This is a genomic window from Leuconostoc sp. BM2, from assembly GCF_002095565.1.
In the GTDB taxonomy this organism is placed as follows: domain Bacteria; phylum Bacillota; class Bacilli; order Lactobacillales; family Lactobacillaceae; genus Leuconostoc; species Leuconostoc falkenbergense.
In genome coordinates this window covers 13,561-32,823 of the sequence record NZ_MOWQ01000019.1, presented here as the reverse complement: position 1 = coordinate 32,823, position 19,263 = coordinate 13,561, and the positions used below count along the sequence as shown (strand labels likewise).

At 39.6% G+C, this 19,263-nt stretch carries 22 protein-coding genes and 1 other RNA gene; 2 read left to right on the top strand and 21 right to left on the bottom strand.

The window, feature by feature from the left end; genetic code table 11:
• Nucleotides 1–217 precede the first annotated feature (217 nt).
• From BMG01_RS06420 to gap, 20 genes are all read right to left on the bottom strand, one after another.
• Nucleotides 218–493 (bottom strand): transposase, encoded by a 276-nt coding sequence (locus BMG01_RS06420; protein WP_004910748.1) that lies wholly within the window; start codon nucleotides 491–493, stop codon nucleotides 218–220.
• Nucleotides 494–1,062: 569 nt separating this feature from the next.
• Complete coding sequence (locus BMG01_RS06415) at nucleotides 1,063–1,380, bottom strand: hypothetical protein (protein WP_004915150.1); 318 nt, start codon at nucleotides 1,378–1,380, stop codon at nucleotides 1,063–1,065.
• A 24-nt stretch (nucleotides 1,381–1,404) separates the two neighbouring features.
• Nucleotides 1,405–1,749: a hypothetical protein gene (locus BMG01_RS06410; RefSeq protein ID WP_036067164.1), complete on the bottom strand. Its 345-nt coding sequence runs from the start codon at nucleotides 1,747–1,749 to the stop codon at nucleotides 1,405–1,407.
• Nucleotides 1,742–2,080 (bottom strand): hypothetical protein, encoded by a 339-nt coding sequence (locus BMG01_RS06405; protein ID WP_036068781.1) that lies wholly within the window; start codon nucleotides 2,078–2,080, stop codon nucleotides 1,742–1,744. Before BMG01_RS06405 ends, BMG01_RS06410 begins: the two co-directional genes overlap by 8 nt.
• A gap of 293 nt (nucleotides 2,081–2,373) precedes the next feature.
• Nucleotides 2,374–2,732, bottom strand: a transfer-messenger RNA (tmRNA) gene (ssrA, locus tag BMG01_RS06400).
• A gap of 71 nt (nucleotides 2,733–2,803) precedes the next feature.
• Complete coding sequence (gene accA, locus BMG01_RS06395) at nucleotides 2,804–3,610, bottom strand: carboxyltransferase subunit alpha (RefSeq protein WP_004913646.1); 807 nt, start codon at nucleotides 3,608–3,610, stop codon at nucleotides 2,804–2,806.
• A gap of 1 nt (nucleotide 3,611) precedes the next feature.
• Nucleotides 3,612–4,451: an acetyl-CoA carboxylase, carboxyltransferase subunit beta gene (gene accD / locus BMG01_RS06390; protein WP_004913641.1), complete on the bottom strand. Its 840-nt coding sequence runs from the start codon at nucleotides 4,449–4,451 to the stop codon at nucleotides 3,612–3,614.
• 53 nt (nucleotides 4,452–4,504) lie between these two features.
• Entirely contained in the window at nucleotides 4,505–5,881 is a 1,377-nt protein-coding gene (locus BMG01_RS06385; protein ID WP_004913638.1) for an acetyl/propionyl/methylcrotonyl-CoA carboxylase subunit alpha, read from the bottom strand.
• A gap of 1 nt (nucleotide 5,882) precedes the next feature.
• Complete coding sequence (gene fabZ / locus BMG01_RS06380; protein WP_004913636.1) at nucleotides 5,883–6,314, bottom strand: 3-hydroxyacyl-ACP dehydratase FabZ; 432 nt, start codon at nucleotides 6,312–6,314, stop codon at nucleotides 5,883–5,885.
• A 55-nt stretch (nucleotides 6,315–6,369) separates the two neighbouring features.
• A complete protein-coding gene (gene accB / locus BMG01_RS06375; protein WP_004913634.1) occupies nucleotides 6,370–6,825 on the bottom strand; it encodes an acetyl-CoA carboxylase biotin carboxyl carrier protein in 456 nt (151 codons plus the stop codon).
• A 2-nt stretch (nucleotides 6,826–6,827) separates the two neighbouring features.
• Nucleotides 6,828–8,090, bottom strand: coding sequence for a beta-ketoacyl-ACP synthase II (gene fabF / locus BMG01_RS06370; protein WP_036066926.1), 1,263 nt, complete (start codon nucleotides 8,088–8,090; stop codon nucleotides 6,828–6,830).
• A 69-nt stretch (nucleotides 8,091–8,159) separates the two neighbouring features.
• Nucleotides 8,160–8,891, bottom strand: a complete 732-nt coding sequence (gene fabG / locus BMG01_RS06365; RefSeq protein WP_004913629.1) for a 3-oxoacyl-ACP reductase FabG — start codon at nucleotides 8,889–8,891, stop codon at nucleotides 8,160–8,162.
• Nucleotide 8,892: 1 nt separating this feature from the next.
• The gene (locus tag BMG01_RS06360; protein WP_004913626.1) at nucleotides 8,893–9,831 is read right to left on the bottom strand and encodes an ACP S-malonyltransferase; all 939 of its coding nucleotides are present in this window, start codon (nucleotides 9,829–9,831) and stop codon (nucleotides 8,893–8,895) included.
• A gap of 57 nt (nucleotides 9,832–9,888) precedes the next feature.
• On the bottom strand, nucleotides 9,889–10,854 hold the full coding sequence (locus BMG01_RS06355; protein ID WP_004913623.1) for a nitronate monooxygenase: 966 nt from the start codon (nucleotides 10,852–10,854) through the stop codon (nucleotides 9,889–9,891).
• A 46-nt stretch (nucleotides 10,855–10,900) separates the two neighbouring features.
• Entirely contained in the window at nucleotides 10,901–11,140 is a 240-nt protein-coding gene (locus BMG01_RS06350) for an acyl carrier protein (protein ID WP_004913621.1), read from the bottom strand.
• A gap of 72 nt (nucleotides 11,141–11,212) precedes the next feature.
• Nucleotides 11,213–12,184 (bottom strand): beta-ketoacyl-ACP synthase III, encoded by a 972-nt coding sequence (locus BMG01_RS06345; RefSeq protein ID WP_004913619.1) that lies wholly within the window; start codon nucleotides 12,182–12,184, stop codon nucleotides 11,213–11,215.
• A 7-nt stretch (nucleotides 12,185–12,191) separates the two neighbouring features.
• The gene (locus BMG01_RS06340; protein ID WP_036066924.1) at nucleotides 12,192–12,650 is read right to left on the bottom strand and encodes a MarR family winged helix-turn-helix transcriptional regulator; all 459 of its coding nucleotides are present in this window, start codon (nucleotides 12,648–12,650) and stop codon (nucleotides 12,192–12,194) included.
• On the bottom strand, nucleotides 12,643–13,089 hold the full coding sequence (fabZ, locus tag BMG01_RS06335) for a 3-hydroxyacyl-ACP dehydratase FabZ (protein ID WP_004913613.1): 447 nt from the start codon (nucleotides 13,087–13,089) through the stop codon (nucleotides 12,643–12,645). The genes BMG01_RS06340 and fabZ (BMG01_RS06335) overlap by 8 nt, the downstream gene beginning before the upstream one ends.
• Nucleotides 13,090–13,227: 138 nt before the next feature.
• A complete protein-coding gene (locus tag BMG01_RS06330) occupies nucleotides 13,228–14,037 on the bottom strand; it encodes a metallophosphoesterase (protein ID WP_004913610.1) in 810 nt (269 codons plus the stop codon).
• 216 nt (nucleotides 14,038–14,253) lie between these two features.
• On the bottom strand, nucleotides 14,254–15,273 hold the full coding sequence (gap, locus tag BMG01_RS06325) for a type I glyceraldehyde-3-phosphate dehydrogenase (protein WP_004913607.1): 1,020 nt from the start codon (nucleotides 15,271–15,273) through the stop codon (nucleotides 14,254–14,256).
• Nucleotides 15,274–15,738: 465 nt separating this feature from the next.
• On the opposite strand from gap, the gene BMG01_RS06320 reads away from it, so the two are divergent.
• Nucleotides 15,739–16,239: an ECF transporter S component gene (locus BMG01_RS06320; protein ID WP_084013431.1), complete on the top strand. Its 501-nt coding sequence runs from the start codon at nucleotides 15,739–15,741 to the stop codon at nucleotides 16,237–16,239.
• A gap of 29 nt (nucleotides 16,240–16,268) precedes the next feature.
• Here BMG01_RS06320 and metG read toward each other — a convergent pair whose 3' ends face one another.
• Entirely contained in the window at nucleotides 16,269–18,383 is a 2,115-nt protein-coding gene (gene metG, locus BMG01_RS06315) for a methionine--tRNA ligase (RefSeq protein WP_004913602.1), read from the bottom strand.
• 200 nt (nucleotides 18,384–18,583) lie between these two features.
• On the opposite strand from metG, the gene BMG01_RS06310 reads away from it, so the two are divergent.
• Entirely contained in the window at nucleotides 18,584–19,237 is a 654-nt protein-coding gene (locus BMG01_RS06310; protein ID WP_004913599.1) for an HD domain-containing protein, read from the top strand.
• Nucleotides 19,238–19,263 lie beyond the last annotated feature (26 nt).

Below are 19,263 nucleotides of genomic sequence, written 5' to 3'. Positions count from 1 at the left end.
AATCGCAGACGTGGCGCGCCATAAGCTTTATAGTTATTTTGCCAAATTTCACGCAACAAAGCTTTTAAAATCGTGTCTTCTCGTTGTCGTTGGCTCTCAGTATAGTGAACCCAATCAAAGTAGGTGCTTTTGGGTATTTTGAGTAGGCGAAGCACCATCATGAGTTTAAAATGCTGTTTTAGCAATGATTGGACAATAGGAAAATGGGTCTTACGTGTTACTTGCGATGTTCGCCCAGCAAAACGGCCGCAATTTTTAAAATTTCGTTTTCTTCTTTAAGTCTTGCGACTTCTTTCTGCATTGCGTTAAATTGGGCACGAGTCACTGGCTTACCAGTAACGTCCGTCCCAATGATTTGGGCTTTCTTCACCCAACCCGTGACGGTTTGTACAGCCAAATGGTATTCATTGGCTAGAGAATTAGCAGAACGTCCCTCGTTATACAAGGCGACAATTGATGACTTAAATTCTGTTGAGTATCGCTTAGCTTTCATAATATAAAAAAACTCCTATACTTGATTATCTCGGATTATGCCCTAGAAATAAAGCAGTCCGGATTTTCAGTATACGAGCATTTTAAGCGTTTAATGTTTGTCTGGTACAAATACACTCATCAATATGTCAAACGCAAATTTACACGCTATCTAGCTTGTTTTGAAACAAATACACAAGCTCTATCTTGCTCACTGATACGGGGATGAGATTGTATCCGTTATCAATCAAATTCATAAGGAACTTATCCCGTGGTCGTTTTAAATGACCTCGAACTATCTCGCTATCGTTTCAAACGATAACAAACATTCGCTATAACTCTCTGTGATAGCTATAAGGGGGCTTGACAAGGTTAATCGAGCAACGTTAAAGGGTTTTTAACTCAAAAATAGGGTGGGTTTAGGGGGTACTTTTCTAAACAAAGAATCCTAATATACCAGTACATCAACTCCCAAAAAGAACCAGAAAAAAACTTTTAAAAATTGGCGTGTGATACAAGATGACGATATGTGTGCGCTCTACAATCTAGTAACAAGGGGGCGGGGTGTTTTTTATTGTAAACAAAAAAGCACTACACTTGTAATGCTTCATGTCTCAACTCAATAAATTCATCCCCGTGTTGTGTCATCACATTCAATAACGTTTTAAAGTCATTGCGCCATGTCCGTAAACTCGAGTGACTTTTACCTGCTTCACTCACAACCTCTTCCCACGTTATAAATTTATCACTATAATATCTTTTGATGACTGCGCTATGTTCTGGCTTGATGACTGACAAACAAAATGTAATGTCTGCAATGTCTTGCTTGTATCGTGGCTCAACCTCTGCCATTAACTTCAATCTACCTGAAAAATAATCTCTCAACATTTTATCTGTTCTATCTGCCATTATATTCCCTCCTGCGCTGTGGTTTCATTGTTTGATAGCAAAGCTTATTTGTGGTCTTGGAATGTCTTTAACCCGCATGTTTAACTTCTTGTTAAGCAAATTTATGGCCAATCGTTGTGAAGCATTATGGACATAATATGTAAAGGGTTTATGCGTTCTGTATTTGTCAACGTAAATACTTAACAGCTCTGATTCTATCTGACTAACTACTGGATCTAATGTATTCATGACCTCTAATACAAAACGTTTCTTATCAGTTACTGGTTCGTCACTAGATTGAATGTAATCTAAGTAAGCTGTATATCTTCCTGTAAAGTAATCAGTAAGAATATCTAAGGTATTTGTTTCCACTGTAAGTACATCACGCATATAATCTTTCCTTTGGCCGTTCTATTTTGCTGACTAATGCGTTTAATTCTTTGTTTAAAGCCATAATATACCCTGTGGGAGCTACAACGTTATAAAACTCTATAAACGGCTTATTGTCTCTGTATTTGGCTACATACATATCTTTTAACTCTGGCGATAATTTGCAACTAAACTCATCTAAAGTTGTTTTAACTGTCTTTATAAAGTCTTCATTCTCATGTCTATAATCGTTATTCATATCTGGGTAATTGTTCATATACTCAATCTGTAAGTCTATTATCCCTCGAAAATAGCTTTTTAATATTTCACGATTAGTCCACGCGGTCGTCATATATGCTCCTATCTATTCACTGTGTATATATGCAATTATAACAACTATTTATGCGTATAATAACTACCAATATGCAATTAATAAGATAATATGATTTTATGTACTGTTTTTGTACCATTTCTCCAAATAAAAAACGGCTTAAATGCCGTTACACTGCTTACTCGCTCGATTTAATTTTGTACCTAAAAAAGTACCTTTTTGTGTGAAATGCTATGAAATACAGTGCAACGTTTTTCATAAGAAAAGGTGCTACATCAAGGTTTTTGAAACCTTATGCAACGCCATGAAATGCTAAATGGATCTGAGGGGAGTCGAACCCCTGTCCAAACCGTCCGATACACAGGCGCCTACGCTTATAGTGTTATCATTTGAATTTCATTAACTTGTACGCCATAACACACGGCTAATCAAATTAACTAATCTGATAAATTTAACATTGCCCTTCCAGATGTAAACAACAATGCGATCTGACCTTTTATGGCCTAACCTCAGACGTCAGAAACCAAGATTAAGCTACGTATTGCTGGTTTTTAAGCAGCGATTGCGTAAGAGTTTTCATTTTTTGCAGTTAAAATGTCTGCCCGTTTAACGCCCGGACGGCGAAACGCAGCCAATGCTCTAAACAGCCTGTCGAATTCCAAAAAACAGACCCAAAACATAATAAACAATTTATTATAAACTGTCATCATATTAATTGTAACACAGGTTAAATATCAATCATGCTTAAAAAGCTCTAAAACGGGCACATCGCTGATTGACCAGTTCACTTGGCGTTAACTGGTTCAGCACTTTAATTTCATCATCCAGTCTTTTTCTGATTAAATTAAAGACACGGGGATGATTGTGTGATTCCGGCACAATATATTCAATAATGTCTTTTTCAAACAAATCTTTTGCGGTTAGCCCCATAACGGCGGCAGCTTCATCACTACGTTTGCTATCTTTCCAAAGAATTGATGCAAATCCTTCTGGCGACAAAATAGAATACGTAGCATTCTGAAACATCCAAACTTGGTTAGCAGTGGCAAGCGCCAGTGCACCTCCCGAACCACCTTCACCATAAACAATGGCTATCATTGGTACCGTCAGCTTCATTGATTCAAGTATAGACTTGGCAATCGCTTCCCCTTGTCCCTGTGCCTCAGCCTCTTTACCTGGAAAGGCACCCGGTGTATTAATAAATGTGATAATTGGTCGATGGAACCGTTGCGCTTGCTGCATTAAACGTTGCGCCTTACGATAGCCCCAAGGTTCTGGAGAACCGTTGCGTTTACTCAACTTATCATGAATATCAGTTCCCTTGTCAATGACAATAATCGTCACTGGCTGACCGTTTAAAGCCGCAATCCCCCCAATAACTGACATATCATCCCCGCTCAATCGATCACCATGCAATTCGACAAAATCAGTGAATATACCATCAATAATTTCACGCGCCATGAAACGATCTTCTCGAGATTTTTTTACGACTTGAGCTGGCGTCAATTCACGCTTGAAAATTTTCAAACTATTCAAAATATCTGCTGACATATTATTCCTCTAGACTTGTATGCAACTTAACAATTTTAGCAATCATTGGCGCCAAGGACTCACGTGGCACAATTTGATCCACAAAACCATTTTCTAATAATGTTTCAACACGCTGGAAATCTTTAGGTAATTTTTCATGAATTGTAGATTCAATCACGCGGGCCCCAGCAAAACCTACCAATGCATGGGGCTCAGCTAAAGTAATATCACCTTGCATGGCAAAACTAGCTGTCACGCCACCCGTTGTTGGATCTGTCAAAACAACAAGATATAATAAACCAGCCTCTTGGTGTTGCGCAACAGCAGCAGATACCTTAGCCATCTGCATCAACGATTGAATTCCCTCTTGCATTCTCGCCCCACCTGAAGCCGTGAATAGTACGACTGGTAAACGATGAGATGTTGCATATTCAAAGAGACGCGTAATCTTTTCACCAGTCATTGAACCCAGCGAACCCATCATGAAGTATGAATCCATGACACCTAATGCTACTTTTTGTTTTTCAATTGTTGCCAGACCCGTCAGGACAGATTCACCTAGCTCTGTTTGTGATTGTGCTCGTGCTAACTTCTCGGCGTAACCCGGAAATTCTGGATTAGTCATTTGAATATCGGCGTCCATTTCTTCAAAACTATCAGTTAACAAACTGACACGTTCGCGCGCTTGCAAACGAAAGCCATAGCCACAATTAGCACATACTCGAAATTCTCCAAGCTGTTTATTATACATCTGAGCACCGCAATAAGGGCAAGCAAGGAAAAGGCCATCTGGAATACGATCATTCACAGACGCATCACGTTTGATTTTTTCCTTCGAACTTTTATTTTCATATAAATCCATTTTTCTCTCCATTATAACAATACCGCACACGTTAGACGCATACGGTAGTCATTTTATTGATTATCTGGCAATGTTTGCGTCCATCTTGGTAGAAATTCACTTTCCAAATAACGTGTGTCAAATTCGCCACGTTGAACCTGTGGATCAGCTAACAAAGCTTTTTGAAAATTACGGCTAGTAGCTACACCACGAACAACAGTTTCATCAACTACGCGTTGAATTTTCTTCATGGCTGTTGGACGATCATCAGCTTTAACAATTAATTTACCAATCATCGAATCGTAAAATGGTTGAATTTTATCGCCATTAAATAAGGCTGAATCAATACGAACACCCGGTCCACCAGTTGGCAAAAAGACAAAATCAATAGTTCCAGCACTAGGTGCAAAGTGTTTTTCTGGCTGCTCAGCCGTCAAACGTACTTCAATAGAGTGGCCTTTAACGCTGACGTCATCTTGAACGACCGGCAAGTCTAAACCTGCCGCAACTTGAATTTGTAACTTAATTAAATCTAATCCAGTGACCATCTCAGACACCGGATGCTCTACTTGAATACGTGTATTCATTTCCATAAAATAGAAATGACCCTCACGATCTTGCAAAAATTCAATGGTGCCAGTATTTTCATACGCCAAAGCCTTTGCGGCTTTAGTAACAATTTCGCCAAGATGTGCACGCATTTCAGGTGTCACACCAGTAGCTGGCGATTCTTCAATCACCTTTTGATTATTTCGTTGTAATGAACAATTTCGTTCTGGTAAATAAACAACATGACCATTTTCATCACGGAACACCTGCATTTCAATGTGACGGACACGTGACATAACTTTTTCAATATACATGTGATCATCGCCAAACGAAGCACGTGCTTCGTTCTGAGCATCATCAAATTTATCTGATAACTCATCTTCACCATAAACAAAACGCATGCCTTTACCGCCACCACCAGCAGCAGCTTTCAGCAACAAAGGATAACCAATTTTATCAGCAACTGTTTTCGCTTCATGAAAATCACGGATAAATCCCTCTGAACCAGGAATCACTGGTACGCCAGCACGTCGTATTTCTTCACGTGCGTTGGCTTTATTACCCATTAACTCAATTGTTTCTGGCCTAGGACCAATCCATTTAATACCAACTTCGCCAACCATTTCAGCAAACAATGTATTTTCAGCTAAAAAACCGTAGCCCGGATGAATTGCCTCGGCTCCCGATAGCAAGGCAGCACTTAAAATATTTTTCATATTTAAGTACGAATCCTTAGGCTTGGGTCCCCCAACAGCAATCGCTTCGTCAGCAATTTGAACATGTAGACTGTCTTTATCGGCTGTTGAGTAAATAGCGACTGAAGCAATGCCCATTTCTTTTAGCGTTCGAATAATGCGAACCGCAATTTCACCACGATTAGCAACAAGCACTTTTTTAAACATGTTACTCTCCAATAATAAATGTTAGCTCAGCAGTAGTCGCTTTTTTGTCCCCAATCCAAGCAATACCCTTGCCTGTACCAATTGGGCCACGCAAGCGATCAAGTGTTACCTCTAAACGTAATTGGTCCCCAGGACGCACCATTTGACGGTAACGAGCCTTTTTAATTCCACCAAAATAGGCTGTTTTTCCCTTAAATTCAGGCATTGATAATAGTGCAACTGCACCAGTTTGTGCCAATGCTTCAACCGTCAATGCGCCGGGAAATGTTGGGTTACCGGGAAAATGTCCTTGAAAAATTTCTTCATTCACACTAATATTTTTAATAGCCACTGCTTTTTCACCAGGGACTAATTCCTCAACTGTATCCAACATTAACATTGGATAACGATGGGGTAAAATTTCTTGAATTTGTTGTGTATTTAGAACTGTCATGACTGGCTCCTTATCGTTTAATGGTCAAAAACATTGGTAATTTATTCAAAGCCGCTTAGTCTGGCTTTACAACATAAAGTGGCTTATTGTAATCAACCACTTCTTCATTTTCTACCAGAATTTCGCTAATTGTTCCTGAAACTTCACTATGAATTTCTGTCATCAGTTTCATTGCTTCGATAACAGCTACTGTTTCACCAACCGTGACCTTGTCACCAACTTGTTTAAACATTGGTGCTTCTGGCTTAGGCTGCAAATAAACCGTACCAACCATTGGCGCAACAATTTCAACACCTGCTGTTTCCGGCTGTGCCAATGCATGTGGCACATCAACAGGAGCTGCTGGTGCTTGAGGTGTGCTTTGTGTTGCTGCAACTGGATTGATGATTGATGCAGCTTCATTTTTTGACAAATGCAAATTAAAATCGCCATCAGTCACTTCAAATTCACGTAATGAACTGTTTTCTAAATCAGCAATTAGTTGTCGGATTTCTTCAATATCTAAACTCATTTTTAAGCCTCTTCGTGCCATTTTTTAAAGACAATGACAGCATTGTGTCCGCCAAAACCATAGTTAGCGCTCAGTACATATTCAGGTGCTTGATGCTTTGTGTCATCATCAACTAAATTAACCACTTTTGTGTCATCATCTTGTTCATCAACACCAACGTTAACAGGTAATTCACCACGTGTTAAGGCACCAACAGAAATCAATGCTTCAATTGCACCAGCAGCACCTAACAAATGACCGGTCATCCCCTTAGTTGATGATACAGGCACCGTATTTTCACCAAATACTGTTGCAATCGCATGCGCTTCACCAGAATCATTGGCGCCCGTAGCCGTACCATGCGCATTGATGTACGAAATTTGATTAGCATCTAAATTAGCATCATTCAATGCATCACGCATTGCTCGTGCAGCACCTTCACCATCAGGCGAAGGAGACGTCATGTGGTAAGCGTCAGAAGAGGCGCCATAACCAACCAGCTCAGCCAAAATATGAGCCCCACGTGCTTGTGCATGCTCTAAGCTTTCAATTACCAAAATACCAGAACCTTCACCTAGAACGAAGCCATGACGGTTCTTATCAAAAGGTTTAGAAGCTTGTGTCGGGTCTTCTTCTTTTGACAAAGCTGTCAAAGCTGCGAAACCGGCAATACCAATTTCGTTAACAGTTGCTTCAGAACCACCAGTCAACATCACATCAGCTTTACCTGATTGAATACGCCAGAATGCTTCACCAATTGCATTAGTTGCGGAAGCACAGGCGGTCACGATTGTTGAGTTAATACCCTTAGCGCCAAAACGTAGTGATACATTTCCAGAAACCATGTTAGGAATTGATTCTGGTACAAATAATGGACTGACACGTTGCGGCCCTTTATCATGCATTTTGATAACTTGCTCTTGAATCGTTGTCAAACCACCAATACCATTCCCCAAAATCACACCAAAACGTGTTGGATCTGCAACGGTAGTTGGTACATCAGCATCGGCATCAGCTTTCAAACCAGCGTTTTCCAAAGCCTGATCAGCAGCATCAATGGCATACTGCGCAAATAGGTCCATCTTACGAGCATCTCGCTTACCAACACGTAATGCTGGATCAAAACCATCAACCTGTCCTGCTACGGTGATACCAGTTTCTGAAGCATCAAATTTTGTGATTGGCTTAATACCAATTTTTTCATTGAAGATACCATCCAAAAAAGATTGTGTATCGTTACCTAATGGCGTTACTGCGCCAAGTCCTGTCACTACTACTCGTGTCATAATATTTTGAGCGCTCACGGTCAACTCACCGTACACGCCTTTCCTTTCTGTATTTTACGATAATGCAGTTTATATGTATAAACCGCCATCAACTGTAATAGTTTGCCCAGTGATATAATCGTTTTCGGCTAAAAACAATGCCGTTTGTGCGATTTCGTCAACTTGTCCAAAACGTGCCAAGGGAATGTTTTTAAGAATTTCAGCTTGTGTAGCCTCAGGCAAGGCAGCCGTCATATCCGACACAATCATACCAGGTGCAATGGCATTAACGCGAATATGGCGTCTTGCACCTTCTTTAGCCAAAGATTTTGTCAAACCAATAATACCAGCTTTTGAGGCTGCATAATTAGTTTGCCCTATGTTACCCATTAAGCCGACCACTGAACTCAAATTGATAATCACACCATGTTTCTGGCGAATCATCTTTTTAAATACTGATTGCGTGACATTAAAGGTACCATTAAGATTAACGTTCACAACTTGTGCAAAATCTTCAGGTGTTAGGCCCATCGCCAACTGATCTTTCGTAATACCAGCATTGTTGACTAGAACATCAATTCCTTGAAAATTTTCCTGTTTATAAAGGGCTTTTAAGCTTGCTTCAGCCGCTGCTGCATCGGCTATATCAAATTGTAAAACTCGAACATCATGTTGAAATTCTGCCAATGTTTCTGCTTTAATTTCTGAACGTGCATGTAAAATTAAATTCGCGCCTGCAGCATCAAAAGCTTTAGCAATGGCTAGACCAATTCCACGTGAAGATCCCGTAACCAATACTGTTTTTCCTGTAAAATCTGGCATGTTACACCTCTGCTTTCATCAATAATTCATTGACTTCGTTAAAACTTGTCAAATCTGTGATCGCATAACGTTTGATCGTTTTAGGTGCGATTTTTTTGGCAAATTTAACCAATGTTTCTGAAGGACCAATCTCGATAAATGTATCGACACCATCAGCTACCATTTGCTCAATATCTTGAGCAAAGTAGGTAGGTGATGTGATCTGTTTTGTCAAAGTTTCATGTAACTGATTAACTTCAAATGGTTTAGCTGTTGTATTAGAATAAACCGGATACTGCAACGAATTGAACGTTTCATCTGCTAATCGCGTTGCCAACTGTGCCGCGGCATCCTTCAAAAGTGGTGTGTGAAAGGCGCCTGTTACAGGTAGTTCAACGGTTCGCTTAATTCCCGCATCCGTCAGTTTAACAACCGCTTCATCAACATCATTGGCAATACCACCGATTACTAATTGAGAGAATGTATTAAAGTTAGCTGGATAAACACGTTTGCCATCTGATTGCATTGCCGTCAATACATCAACAACTAATTGCTGATCATCTCCCATAACTGCAACCATTTTACCAGGATTTTTGTCGCCAACAGCTTGCATATAAGCACCACGATCTTTGATAATGGCAACAGATTGTGCAAAGCTAAATGCACCTGCCACAGTCAGTGCTGAATACTCACCCAAGCTCAATCCTAAGCTAGCTACAGGTTGTGGTAATCGCTCACCTAATGCCTTAACTATGGCCACACTCATTGCCAATATAGCTGGTTGCGCATACTGTGTTTGGAATATTTTTGCTTCGTCTTGAACAACTGTTGCTAAATCATACCCCAATATTTCACTGGCCTGATCGATTGTCTCACGATATACCGGCAAAGCTTCATACAAATCAGAACCCATACCCACTTGTTGGGCACCTTGACCACTGAATAATAAACCAATTTTCATGTTAAACCCCATATACCATATTTATAAGAAACAACCCAATCAAATTGGGTTATCGTCCTATTTTGTTGTATTCTCAACACCCATTAAGTCGGTTGCTTGTGCCCAAATATCTTCTAGAATTTCAGCCACTGGCTTTTCATCATGAATTAAACCAGAAATTTGACCGGCCATGAAAGCACCACCGTCTTTATCGCCTTCTTGTACAGCACGCTTCAACGTACCAGATTCCAACTTTTCAATTGCTTCGGCATCTGGCTTTTCTTTTTGAAGTTCATTCACCTCGTTTTTAACAAACGATTTCGCCATTTTGTTTTTCAAAACACGCGCACGATTGCCAAGTAAATTACCTGTTACGATTGTATCAATATCTTTAGCTTTTAGAATCTTAGCTTTAAAATTAGGATGGACTTCTGACTCAGCTGCTGTTAAAAAGCGAGTTCCCATTTGGGCGCCGGCAGCTCCCAACATAAATGCAGCAGCCACACCGCGACCATCACCAATACCACCAGCTGCAATCACTGGAATATCAACCGCATCAACAACTTGAGGTACTAAAGCCATTGTGGTTAACATACCAATATGTCCACCTGATTCCATACCTTCAGCAACAACGGCATCAACACCCTTTTTTTCCATCATTTTAGCCAAAGAAACTGATGGTACAACTGGCATAACAATAATTCCTGCTGCATGTAACTCATCCAAAAATGGTGATGGATCCCCAGCGCCAGTGGCAACCACTGCAACTTTTTCTTCTATAATAACATCAAAAACTTCACGGATATGGCGGCTCAGTAGCATCACATTGACACCAAATGGCTTGTCAGTTAACGCTTTTGCACGCTTAATTTCGCGGCGTACATCTTCTCCATGCCAATAGCCAGTGCCAATAATACCAAGACCACCGGCTTCTGAAACGGCTGCCGCTAAAACCCCTGTTCCGGCCCACGTCATTCCCCCTTCGACAATAGGGTATTTCATGCCTAATTTTTCAAAGATTGGGTTTGTTATTTTTACTGTCATGCTCTCATCCTTAAACTTATAGTATGTACGCGGTTTCCCGCATCAATTAGGCAGCCAACTGTTCCTTGATCTTGTCAACCAAGTCTTGAACTGTCTTGATGTCTTCTGCCACGGCAAGTTTGATATCAAAGTCATCTTCAACACGGTTCAAAACTTCAAACAAATCTAATGAATCAGCATCAATATCATTTGTTAAGTCAGTTGTTAATGATACTTCATCATCTTCCAAATCAAATTGGTCAACCAAAATTTCTTTTGTCTTGTCAAAAATTTCTGCGTCTGTCATGTTAATTATTCTCCTGTAAAATGTGTGTATAGTCGTTAGATTTTTGCGGTGCAGCCGACTACACCGAATTGATTATAATTGCCAAACTTGTGCGCCAACGGTGAGACCACCACCAAATCCAGCTAATGCTATGGTCTGTCCAGCATGTACTTGACCTGACTCAACTAAATCATTTAGTAAAATACCAATGCTTGCTGCACTCGTATTGCCATTAATTGCCATGTTAATTGGAAACTTTGACATCGGTTGTTTGAATCGTTTAGCAATTGAAGTTACAATACGAGAATTGGCCTGATGTAGTAAATAATAGTCAACATCGTCTGGCGATATTTTAGCCTGTTCTAAAGCTGCTTGCAGTGCCTCGGGCACCTCTCGGGTCGCAAAATTATACACTTCACGGCCATTCTGATGAAAATACGGATCGAGTGCGCTAATTTCTTTTGAAAATGGATTATCATTTGCAAATTTACCGGCAACTAGATTATCACCTTTTTCACCAAAAGTTCTAAGTTCTTCAGCTAACAAACCAACATTTTCCTGTGTGCGTTCAACGATAACGCCAGCTGCGCCGTCACCAAACAAGACAGCTGTGGTTCGATCATGCCAGTCAACTAGCTTCGAAAGGACTTCAGCGCCAATGACTAAGCCACGGCGATAGCGTGTCATTAACAAACTAGAAGCAACGCTCATACCATAAACAAATCCCGAGCAAGCTGCACTTAAATCAAATGCAAATGCGTTATTTGCACCGATATTTGATTGAACAATTGCTGCCGTACTAGGTGACAAACTATCAGGCGACATAGTGCTGACAATAATAAAATCAAGCGTTTCTGGTGCAATGCCTGTTTTTTCTAACAGTTTCTTAGCAACACTAGTTGCCAAATCACTCGTATTTTCGGTTGTAACAACGTGTCGCTGATGAATACCAGTGCGCGTATAAATCCACTCATCATTAGTATCCATCAACTTGCTTAATTCATCATTTGACACCACATTTTCGGGTGAATGGCTCGCAACTGCAACCATTTTAATTTGTTCCATGTTGCCCTCACTTACTCAATATTGCCCTCAAATAACTTTTTAAATTATGAATGGCGCGCTGTACAGCAGAAGCTTCTTCTGTTGTCATACCCGCCATAAAATTATGAGCCATATCACGGTGGAAGCCTTGATGTGCACGGTAAACCACTCGTCCTTTATGCGTTAAACCAAGTTTAACAACACGCCGATCAGTTCGTGAACGGCGGCGCTCAACATAACCTTTTTGTACTAATTTATCAATGGCTGTGGTCATCGCACTCGGTGTGAGATGAATCATTCGAGCCACTTGCGAAGCGCTTTTTTCATCATACATTGAGATAGCATCAATGGTGTGCATATCTTTCAAGGTAATATCTGAAAAATAACTACGTTTCAAGGAAGCTTCTTCAATCCACATTACATTGTTAAAAACATCAACAAGGTCACTATTTATTTTTTCAAAATCAGTTGTAATTGCTTCAGTCATTTTTTTCATCTGGTGCCACCACAAACATCAACTCTGCTGATGTCGCAGTTTTACCATCAACTTTGGCCTCGACCAATACGCTTCCCATGTTTGCGCGTAACTTACCAAATGTGACATGCAATTTCAAGACGTCGCCAGGTTTAACCATTTTCTTAAACTTAGCGTTATCAATACCTGTCATATAGGCTGTCTTGCCCTTGAATTGTGGTGAGGATAAAATCAAAATTGATGCTGCTTGCGCTAGTGATTCAATGATTAAAACACCAGGCATCACGGGATTTCCCGGAAAATGTCCTTGGAAAAACTGCTCGTTAATCGTGACATTTTTGACTGCCACAATTGATTCATCCGGTACCATCTCCTCAACGTAATCCATATATAAAATAGGATAACGATTCGGGATCAAATTCATAATTTCAGTCGTTGTAAGAACTGCCATAATGGTTCCTCTCTAAGAAATACTTCGATAATCAAAATATATGATAGTCAAATGTTATCACAGAGTATTTCGATTGTCAAACTAATTTTGTGACTCAAAAATTTTGTTGGTAATAAAAAACACCCGACACGCGGGTGTTTAAAAAGTTAAAACAATTAGTCGATTCTGCCATTCCGTCATAAAATCGTCACTCCGCCATTCCTGAACCCGAGCAGTATTATAACCGACAGCAGCATTATAATAAATATTATTACCTACTTTCAGTGGCGCAGGATGTAGATGTAAATGGCCAGTAACCGTGGCGATTGTATACGATTGATCTAACGCTTGTCCCAGTTGATTACTACCCAAAAAAGCATTGGCCATATCTAACCTTGCATTTCCATTCGGAAAACGTTTGATATAATCGTCTCTTGGCACAAAGTGACTCACTAAAACGATTTGACGATTGCCAGCGGCTAACAGTTGCTCGTTAATCTGTTTCAGGTTAATATCAAAGCGTTCTTTATCACTCATTGGCTGATCAATTCGACGATCAAACCAGAAAGCTTTTTTAAATTGTTCAATTTGTGCTTGTGTATAGTCCTGACCGACAAAACTATAATCGTACCAACCATTATTACCGATTAATCTTACGTCATCAGTTAAGTCGATGTATTTATTATGGAAATATAGTGGATCAATGTCACTTTCTAACTCGTCATAACTAACATTTTTGCCCATATCATGGTTACCAGCAATAAATCGGATCGCCATTTTGTCTTGCACCAGCGTCTGCATTTCTTGTGCAAAAGATAACGTTTCTGCAAAATCATTAAATGAATCACCAGCAATAACATATAATTGAACATTTTGATTTAACAAATAAAGCGCTTGAGCATGCATTGCGCGTTTAACATCAATGTGATTTAAATCAAAGTGATTATCTGAAGAAAATGCAACTTTCACAAATAGAACTCCTGTTCGATATTTGAGTAAAGTATATCACATTTAAGACGAATATGCTGTTATCGCAACATTTGTTTAAGATTTGTTTGATTTTTATTACTTTTTGCAACATTAGTATATTAAAAACCGCACTTTGCGATTAATTGCAACAAAAAAACCGCTAATGCGGTTTTCCCATAATGAAATCTTACCCTAAGGTATGTGATGCCTTTAATTTTACAATGTTGCGAAGTGTAACAATGTACGGATCATGTTTGATGTGAAACCGTATTCGTTGTCATACCATGCAGCAACTTTAACCAATTGTTGTCCTTCACCAGCAACAACTTCAGTTTGTGTTGGATCGAAGACAGTACCATGTGTATCGTTGATGATATCAGTAGATACCAATCCGTCACCATTGTAACCAAATGAATCAGATTCGTACTTCTTCATAGCTGCATTAACTTCTTCAACTGTAACGTCCTTCTTCAAGACTGCAGTCAATTCAGTAATTGAACCATCAGGAACAGGAACACGGATAGCTGAACCAGTCAACTTACCATCCAATGAAGGTACAACCAAACCGATAGCCTTTGCGGCACCAGATGAATGTGGCAATGAGTTTGAAGCTGCATCACGGTTAGCTTGACGCTTTTCAAACTTAGCTGACTTTGGTCCATCTTGCAAGCTTTGTGAAGCTGTGTAAGCATGAACTGTCAACATCAAACCAGTCTTAACACCAAATTCCTTTTCCAATACGTTAGCGATTGGAGCCAATGATTGCGTTGTGCATGAACCAGCAGAAACAATCTTGTCATCTGCTGTCAAGATGTCTTGGTTAACACCGTAGACAACTGTAGGAACTGCGCCAGCCGGAGCTGAAACCAATACCTTCTTAGCACCTGCATCCAAGTGAGCTTGTGACTTTTCAGCTGAAGTATAGAAACCAGTAGCTTCCAATACGTAATCAACACCATCATTAGCAACCCACTTCAAGTCAGCAGCGTTACGTTCTGAGTAAACAGCATAGTGCTTACCATTAACGATAATACCACTTTCATCAGATGAAACATCAGCATGCAAAGTACCGTGAATTGAGTCATACTTCAACAAGTATGCCAACATATCAGGACTTGTCAAATCGTTGATAGCAACAACTTCGATATCTGATGCTTTGTCTGACAACTCAAGGATGCGACGGAAAGCCAAGCGGCCAATACGTCCAAATCCGTTAATACCAATCTTAACAGTCATGTGTTTTAGATCCTCCAAAAATTTTTGACTTATGTCAACACCAATATTATAGCACAAAGTTCAACAATGAGCGAATGCGAGACCGTATAAAAAAGGACTTGATTAACAACAAAAAACAACCCTTTTTAACTATTATCACATATAAAAAATGAAACTGAGATTTTTCTCATTAACAGAATACTTTTTGACAGAACAATAAAGTCATTACAATGACCATTACAAACTACGACAATACTGATTTCACGGCACATATTATTCTAATTTTTTAACAACAGCATTAAAACTTATGACGTTTTGTAAGCTAAACCGAATTGCACTATGTACAAATAACTGATAGAATATGATAAACGTTTTCATTTTTGCATACTGCCATCTCATGAGCTTTTTCAAAGGTGATAGTGATACATTATATATCATCAAAAACATTGCAAACGTTGATCAAATAAACAATCAAAGGACTACAATATGCACAACTCCAAATCGCAACATATCGCCATATTAGCGGTAATTATCGCTTTTAACATTGCACTATCTTATGTAATAAAAATTCCCGTCCCAGCTACCAACGGCTTTGTCAATCTTGTGGAAGCCGGTATTTTCATCGCCGCGCTTCTTGGTGGTGCTCGAAGCGGATTGATTGTTGGCGGTATGAGTGGCTTACTACTTGATTTACTTGCTGGCTATCCACAGTGGATGATTTTTTCATTAGTCATTCATGGTGCCGAAGGATGTTTGGTTGGCTATATTGGCTATCGCAAATCAATTTTTCCGCAGGCAATTGCTCTACTAATTGGTAGTCTTGTCATGGTTATTGGCTACGTTTTTGCAGGCGCAATTTTGTACAACTGGCCTGCTTGGCTTGCTTCGATTGTTGGTAATATCGCGCAGGCAGTTATGGGATTAATTGTTGCATTAATCTTAATTCCGGTTTTCAAACGCATGCCACAAATTGATTTAAAAGTATAAAAAACACGACTCAGTATGAGTCGTGTTTTTTATTCAATACCAGATCCTGGTTCAATTGAATCAGGCAAAATTGTAACGGTAACAATGTCATTTTTTTCTGCTGACAAAATCATGCCCTCAGATAATTCACCAGCCATTTTCCTTGGCTTCATGTTGGCAACGATTGCAACTGTTTTGCCAACCAAAACAGCGGGATCAGCATACCACTTACGAATACCAGACAAAATTTGTCGTGGCTTACCAGAACCATCATCAAGTGTGAATTTCAACAATTTTTCAGACTTAGCAACAATTTCTCCTGCAGTGATTTTAGCTGCCAAAATTTCTACTTTAGCAAAATCATCATATGTGATTAATTCTTTTTCTGGTGTCGTGTCTTTATTAGCGGCAACAATAGCTGCTTCTTTTACAGCACGACCTTTTCCTTTAGTGTCCTTGGAAACTAAACCAGAAATAAATGCCACTTCTTCATCAACATTTTGACGTGGGAATATTGGTTCACCTTTGGCAACAACGTGGCCACCAGTTGGTAATTTCCCGAATGTCAAGCCACCAATTGCGACACCTTTTTCAGCATACGCCAAGCCCAATTGTTCAAATATTTTGCGGGGGGCTTGTGTCAAAACCGGTTGCAACAGTACGGCAACAACACGTAGTGCACCAGCAAGATGTGCCATAACGCTTGATAAAATTGGCTTAGCATTGTCATCTTTAGCCAAAACCCAAGGTTGTGTCTCGTCAATATATTTATTGGCCCGACGAATAATTGTCCAAACACTTTCAAGTGCGTCTGCTGTACGAAGTTCACGGAAGTTTTTGTTGTAGCTAACAATCGCGTCCTCAATAGTGCGAACCAGATCTTCGTCAAATGCGGTTTTACCAGTATGAAGTTCAGGTATCACACCACCCTCATATTTATTAATCATGGCAACAGTTCGGTTAAGTAAGTTTCCTAAATCGTTTGCCAAATCATAGTTGACACGGGCGACAAAGTCTTCGGGGGTAAACACGCCATCATTTCCAAATGGCATGGCACGCAATAAGTAGTAACGAACTGCGTCCAAACCATAGCGTTGTTCCAACACCTCTGGGTAAATAACGTTACCCTTTGACTTCGACATTTTACCGTCTTTCATGACTAACCAGCCATGACCAATAACCGTTTTGGGCAATTCTAATCCAAGTGCGTGCAGCATAATTGGCCAGTAAATCGTGTGGAAGCGGACAATTTCTTTACCAACTAATTGCACATTGGCTGGCCAGAATTTATCAAACAAAGCTGTGTCATTTGAATCATAGCCAAGCGCAGTAATATAATTTGCTAAAGCATCAATCCATACATAAATCACATGCTTTTCATCCCCTGGGACAGGCACGCCCCAGTCAAATGATGTCCGCGTGACCGCTAGATCTTCTAGTCCGGGCGCAATAAAGTTATTAATCATTTCATTCATTCGCGCTTCAGGTTGAATAAAATTAGGGTGCGTTTTGTAGTAATCTAACAACCAGTCTGCATATTGACTCATTTTGAAAAAGTAAGCTTCTTCTTTGACGAGTTCAACTTCATGTCCTGATGGTGCCTTACCACCAATTACTTTACCCTGCTCGTCGTGATAGACTTCAGCAAGTTGTGATTCGGTGAAATATTCTTCATCTGAAACAGAATACCAACCCTCATATTCACCCTTATAAATATCACCATTTTCAAGTAATTGCGTAAAAATCTTTTCAACTGCTTGTTCATGGCGATCTTCTGTCGTCCGAATAAAGTCATCGTAGGAAATATCCATTAACTGCCACAAGTCTTTGATTTGCTTAGCCATGCCATCAAGATAGGCAATTTCTGACGTGCCAGCAGCTTTTGCTTTTTGTTGGATTTTCAAACCATGTTCATCAGTACCTGTTAAAAAGTACACATCGTCACCCAAAAGGCGGTGATATCGCGCTGCAGCATCAGCCAATACTGTCGTATAAGTATTACCAAGTTGCAACTTACCTGATGGATAATAGATAGGTGTCGTGATGTAGAAAGTTTTGTCTTTCTTCACAGAAAATTGTTGCTCTGCCTTTGAAAATTTGTCGTAAATGACAGCTGAATCTGTGTGATTGGCAGTGTTAAATAAAACATTGTTTGGTTCTGACATATGAGTCTTCCTCTTTCTTTAACGTAACCTAACTCATTCATGAAATGGGTACGTTTTTTGCCATATGAGGCTTAGTATATAAGATTATTATAACCAAAATTAGGTATTTTTCATAGGAAATTTCATTTTTTTATCGAAGCAAGGACACTTTCATTTTAAAAACAAAACCGGTAAACTGTAATTGATTAGGAGATAACTTAATGTCACAACTTGAATTAATTACCAAATACATGACAACTGTCCTAACAAAGGACAACACCGGACACGGGTCTGACCACATTATGCGTGTGTTGGCGCTGGCAGATAAGATTCTGCCTAATGAACCTGATGCTGATGCCTTTATCGTTCATGCAGCCGTTTTGCTCCATGATGTGTATGACGATAAATTATATGACAGCAAAGCAGATGTGATTGCTGCTAAAAATGCTATGATTTCCTTTTTATTGTCAATTGGCGTTGATCCTGAAAAAATCGAAGCTATTACAGATATTATTGATAATATGTCTTGGTCACATTCGTTAGAACATGCAACTCATTTAACGCTCAATGGTCAAATTGTTCAGGATGCAGACCGTCTTGACGCAATTGGTGCTATTGCTGTTGTACGAGCAATCACATACGGTGGTGTTAAAAATCGTGTCTTATATGATCCAAGTATTCCACCCAAAATCGCAAAAGACAAAACGACCTATCGCAGCAATGACAGTACCACAATTAATCACTTTTATGAAAAATTGTTGCTCATTAAAGACAAGCTAAATACTGACACAGCTCGTGCCATTGCAATACCAAGACAACAATTCATGCTAGACTTTTTGAGCGAATTTAAGGCTGAATGGTCTCTTGAAAAATAAACTTGCAGAATAATTACTGACATGTT

Bases quoted from the DNA above. Each gene is read 5' to 3' on its own strand.
- BMG01_RS06420 (WP_004910748.1), bottom strand. From the start codon at position 493: ATGAAAGCTAAGCGATACTCAACAGAATTTAAGTCATCAATTGTCGCC.
- BMG01_RS06415 (WP_004915150.1), bottom strand. From the start codon at position 1,380: ATGGCAGATAGAACAGATAAAATGTTGAGAGATTATTTTTCAGGTAGA.
- BMG01_RS06410 (WP_036067164.1), bottom strand. From the start codon at position 1,749: ATGCGTGATGTACTTACAGTGGAAACAAATACCTTAGATATTCTTACT.
- BMG01_RS06405 (WP_036068781.1), bottom strand. From the start codon at position 2,080: ATGACGACCGCGTGGACTAATCGTGAAATATTAAAAAGCTATTTTCGA.
- accA (WP_004913646.1), bottom strand. From the start codon at position 3,610: ATGTCAGCAGATATTTTGAATAGTTTGAAAATTTTCAAGCGTGAATTG.
- accD (WP_004913641.1), bottom strand. From the start codon at position 4,451: ATGGATTTATATGAAAATAAAAGTTCGAAGGAAAAAATCAAACGTGAT.
- BMG01_RS06385 (WP_004913638.1), bottom strand. From the start codon at position 5,881: ATGTTTAAAAAAGTGCTTGTTGCTAATCGTGGTGAAATTGCGGTTCGC.
- fabZ (WP_004913636.1), bottom strand. From the start codon at position 6,314: ATGACAGTTCTAAATACACAACAAATTCAAGAAATTTTACCCCATCGT.
- accB (WP_004913634.1), bottom strand. From the start codon at position 6,825: ATGAGTTTAGATATTGAAGAAATCCGACAACTAATTGCTGATTTAGAA.
- fabF (WP_036066926.1), bottom strand. From the start codon at position 8,090: ATGACACGAGTAGTAGTGACAGGACTTGGCGCAGTAACGCCATTAGGT.
- fabG (WP_004913629.1), bottom strand. From the start codon at position 8,891: ATGCCAGATTTTACAGGAAAAACAGTATTGGTTACGGGATCTTCACGT.
- BMG01_RS06360 (WP_004913626.1), bottom strand. From the start codon at position 9,831: ATGAAAATTGGTTTATTATTCAGTGGTCAAGGTGCCCAACAAGTGGGT.
- BMG01_RS06355 (WP_004913623.1), bottom strand. From the start codon at position 10,854: ATGACAGTAAAAATAACAAACCCAATCTTTGAAAAATTAGGCATGAAA.
- BMG01_RS06350 (WP_004913621.1), bottom strand. From the start codon at position 11,140: ATGACAGACGCAGAAATTTTTGACAAGACAAAAGAAATTTTGGTTGAC.
- BMG01_RS06345 (WP_004913619.1), bottom strand. From the start codon at position 12,184: ATGGAACAAATTAAAATGGTTGCAGTTGCGAGCCATTCACCCGAAAAT.
- BMG01_RS06340 (WP_036066924.1), bottom strand. From the start codon at position 12,650: ATGACTGAAGCAATTACAACTGATTTTGAAAAAATAAATAGTGACCTT.
- fabZ (WP_004913613.1), bottom strand. From the start codon at position 13,089: ATGGCAGTTCTTACAACGACTGAAATTATGAATTTGATCCCGAATCGT.
- gap (WP_004913607.1), bottom strand. From the start codon at position 15,273: ATGACTGTTAAGATTGGTATTAACGGATTTGGACGTATTGGCCGCTTG.
- BMG01_RS06320 (WP_084013431.1), top strand. From the start codon at position 15,739: ATGCACAACTCCAAATCGCAACATATCGCCATATTAGCGGTAATTATC.
- metG (WP_004913602.1), bottom strand. From the start codon at position 18,383: ATGTCAGAACCAAACAATGTTTTATTTAACACTGCCAATCACACAGAT.
- BMG01_RS06310 (WP_004913599.1), top strand. From the start codon at position 18,584: ATGTCACAACTTGAATTAATTACCAAATACATGACAACTGTCCTAACA.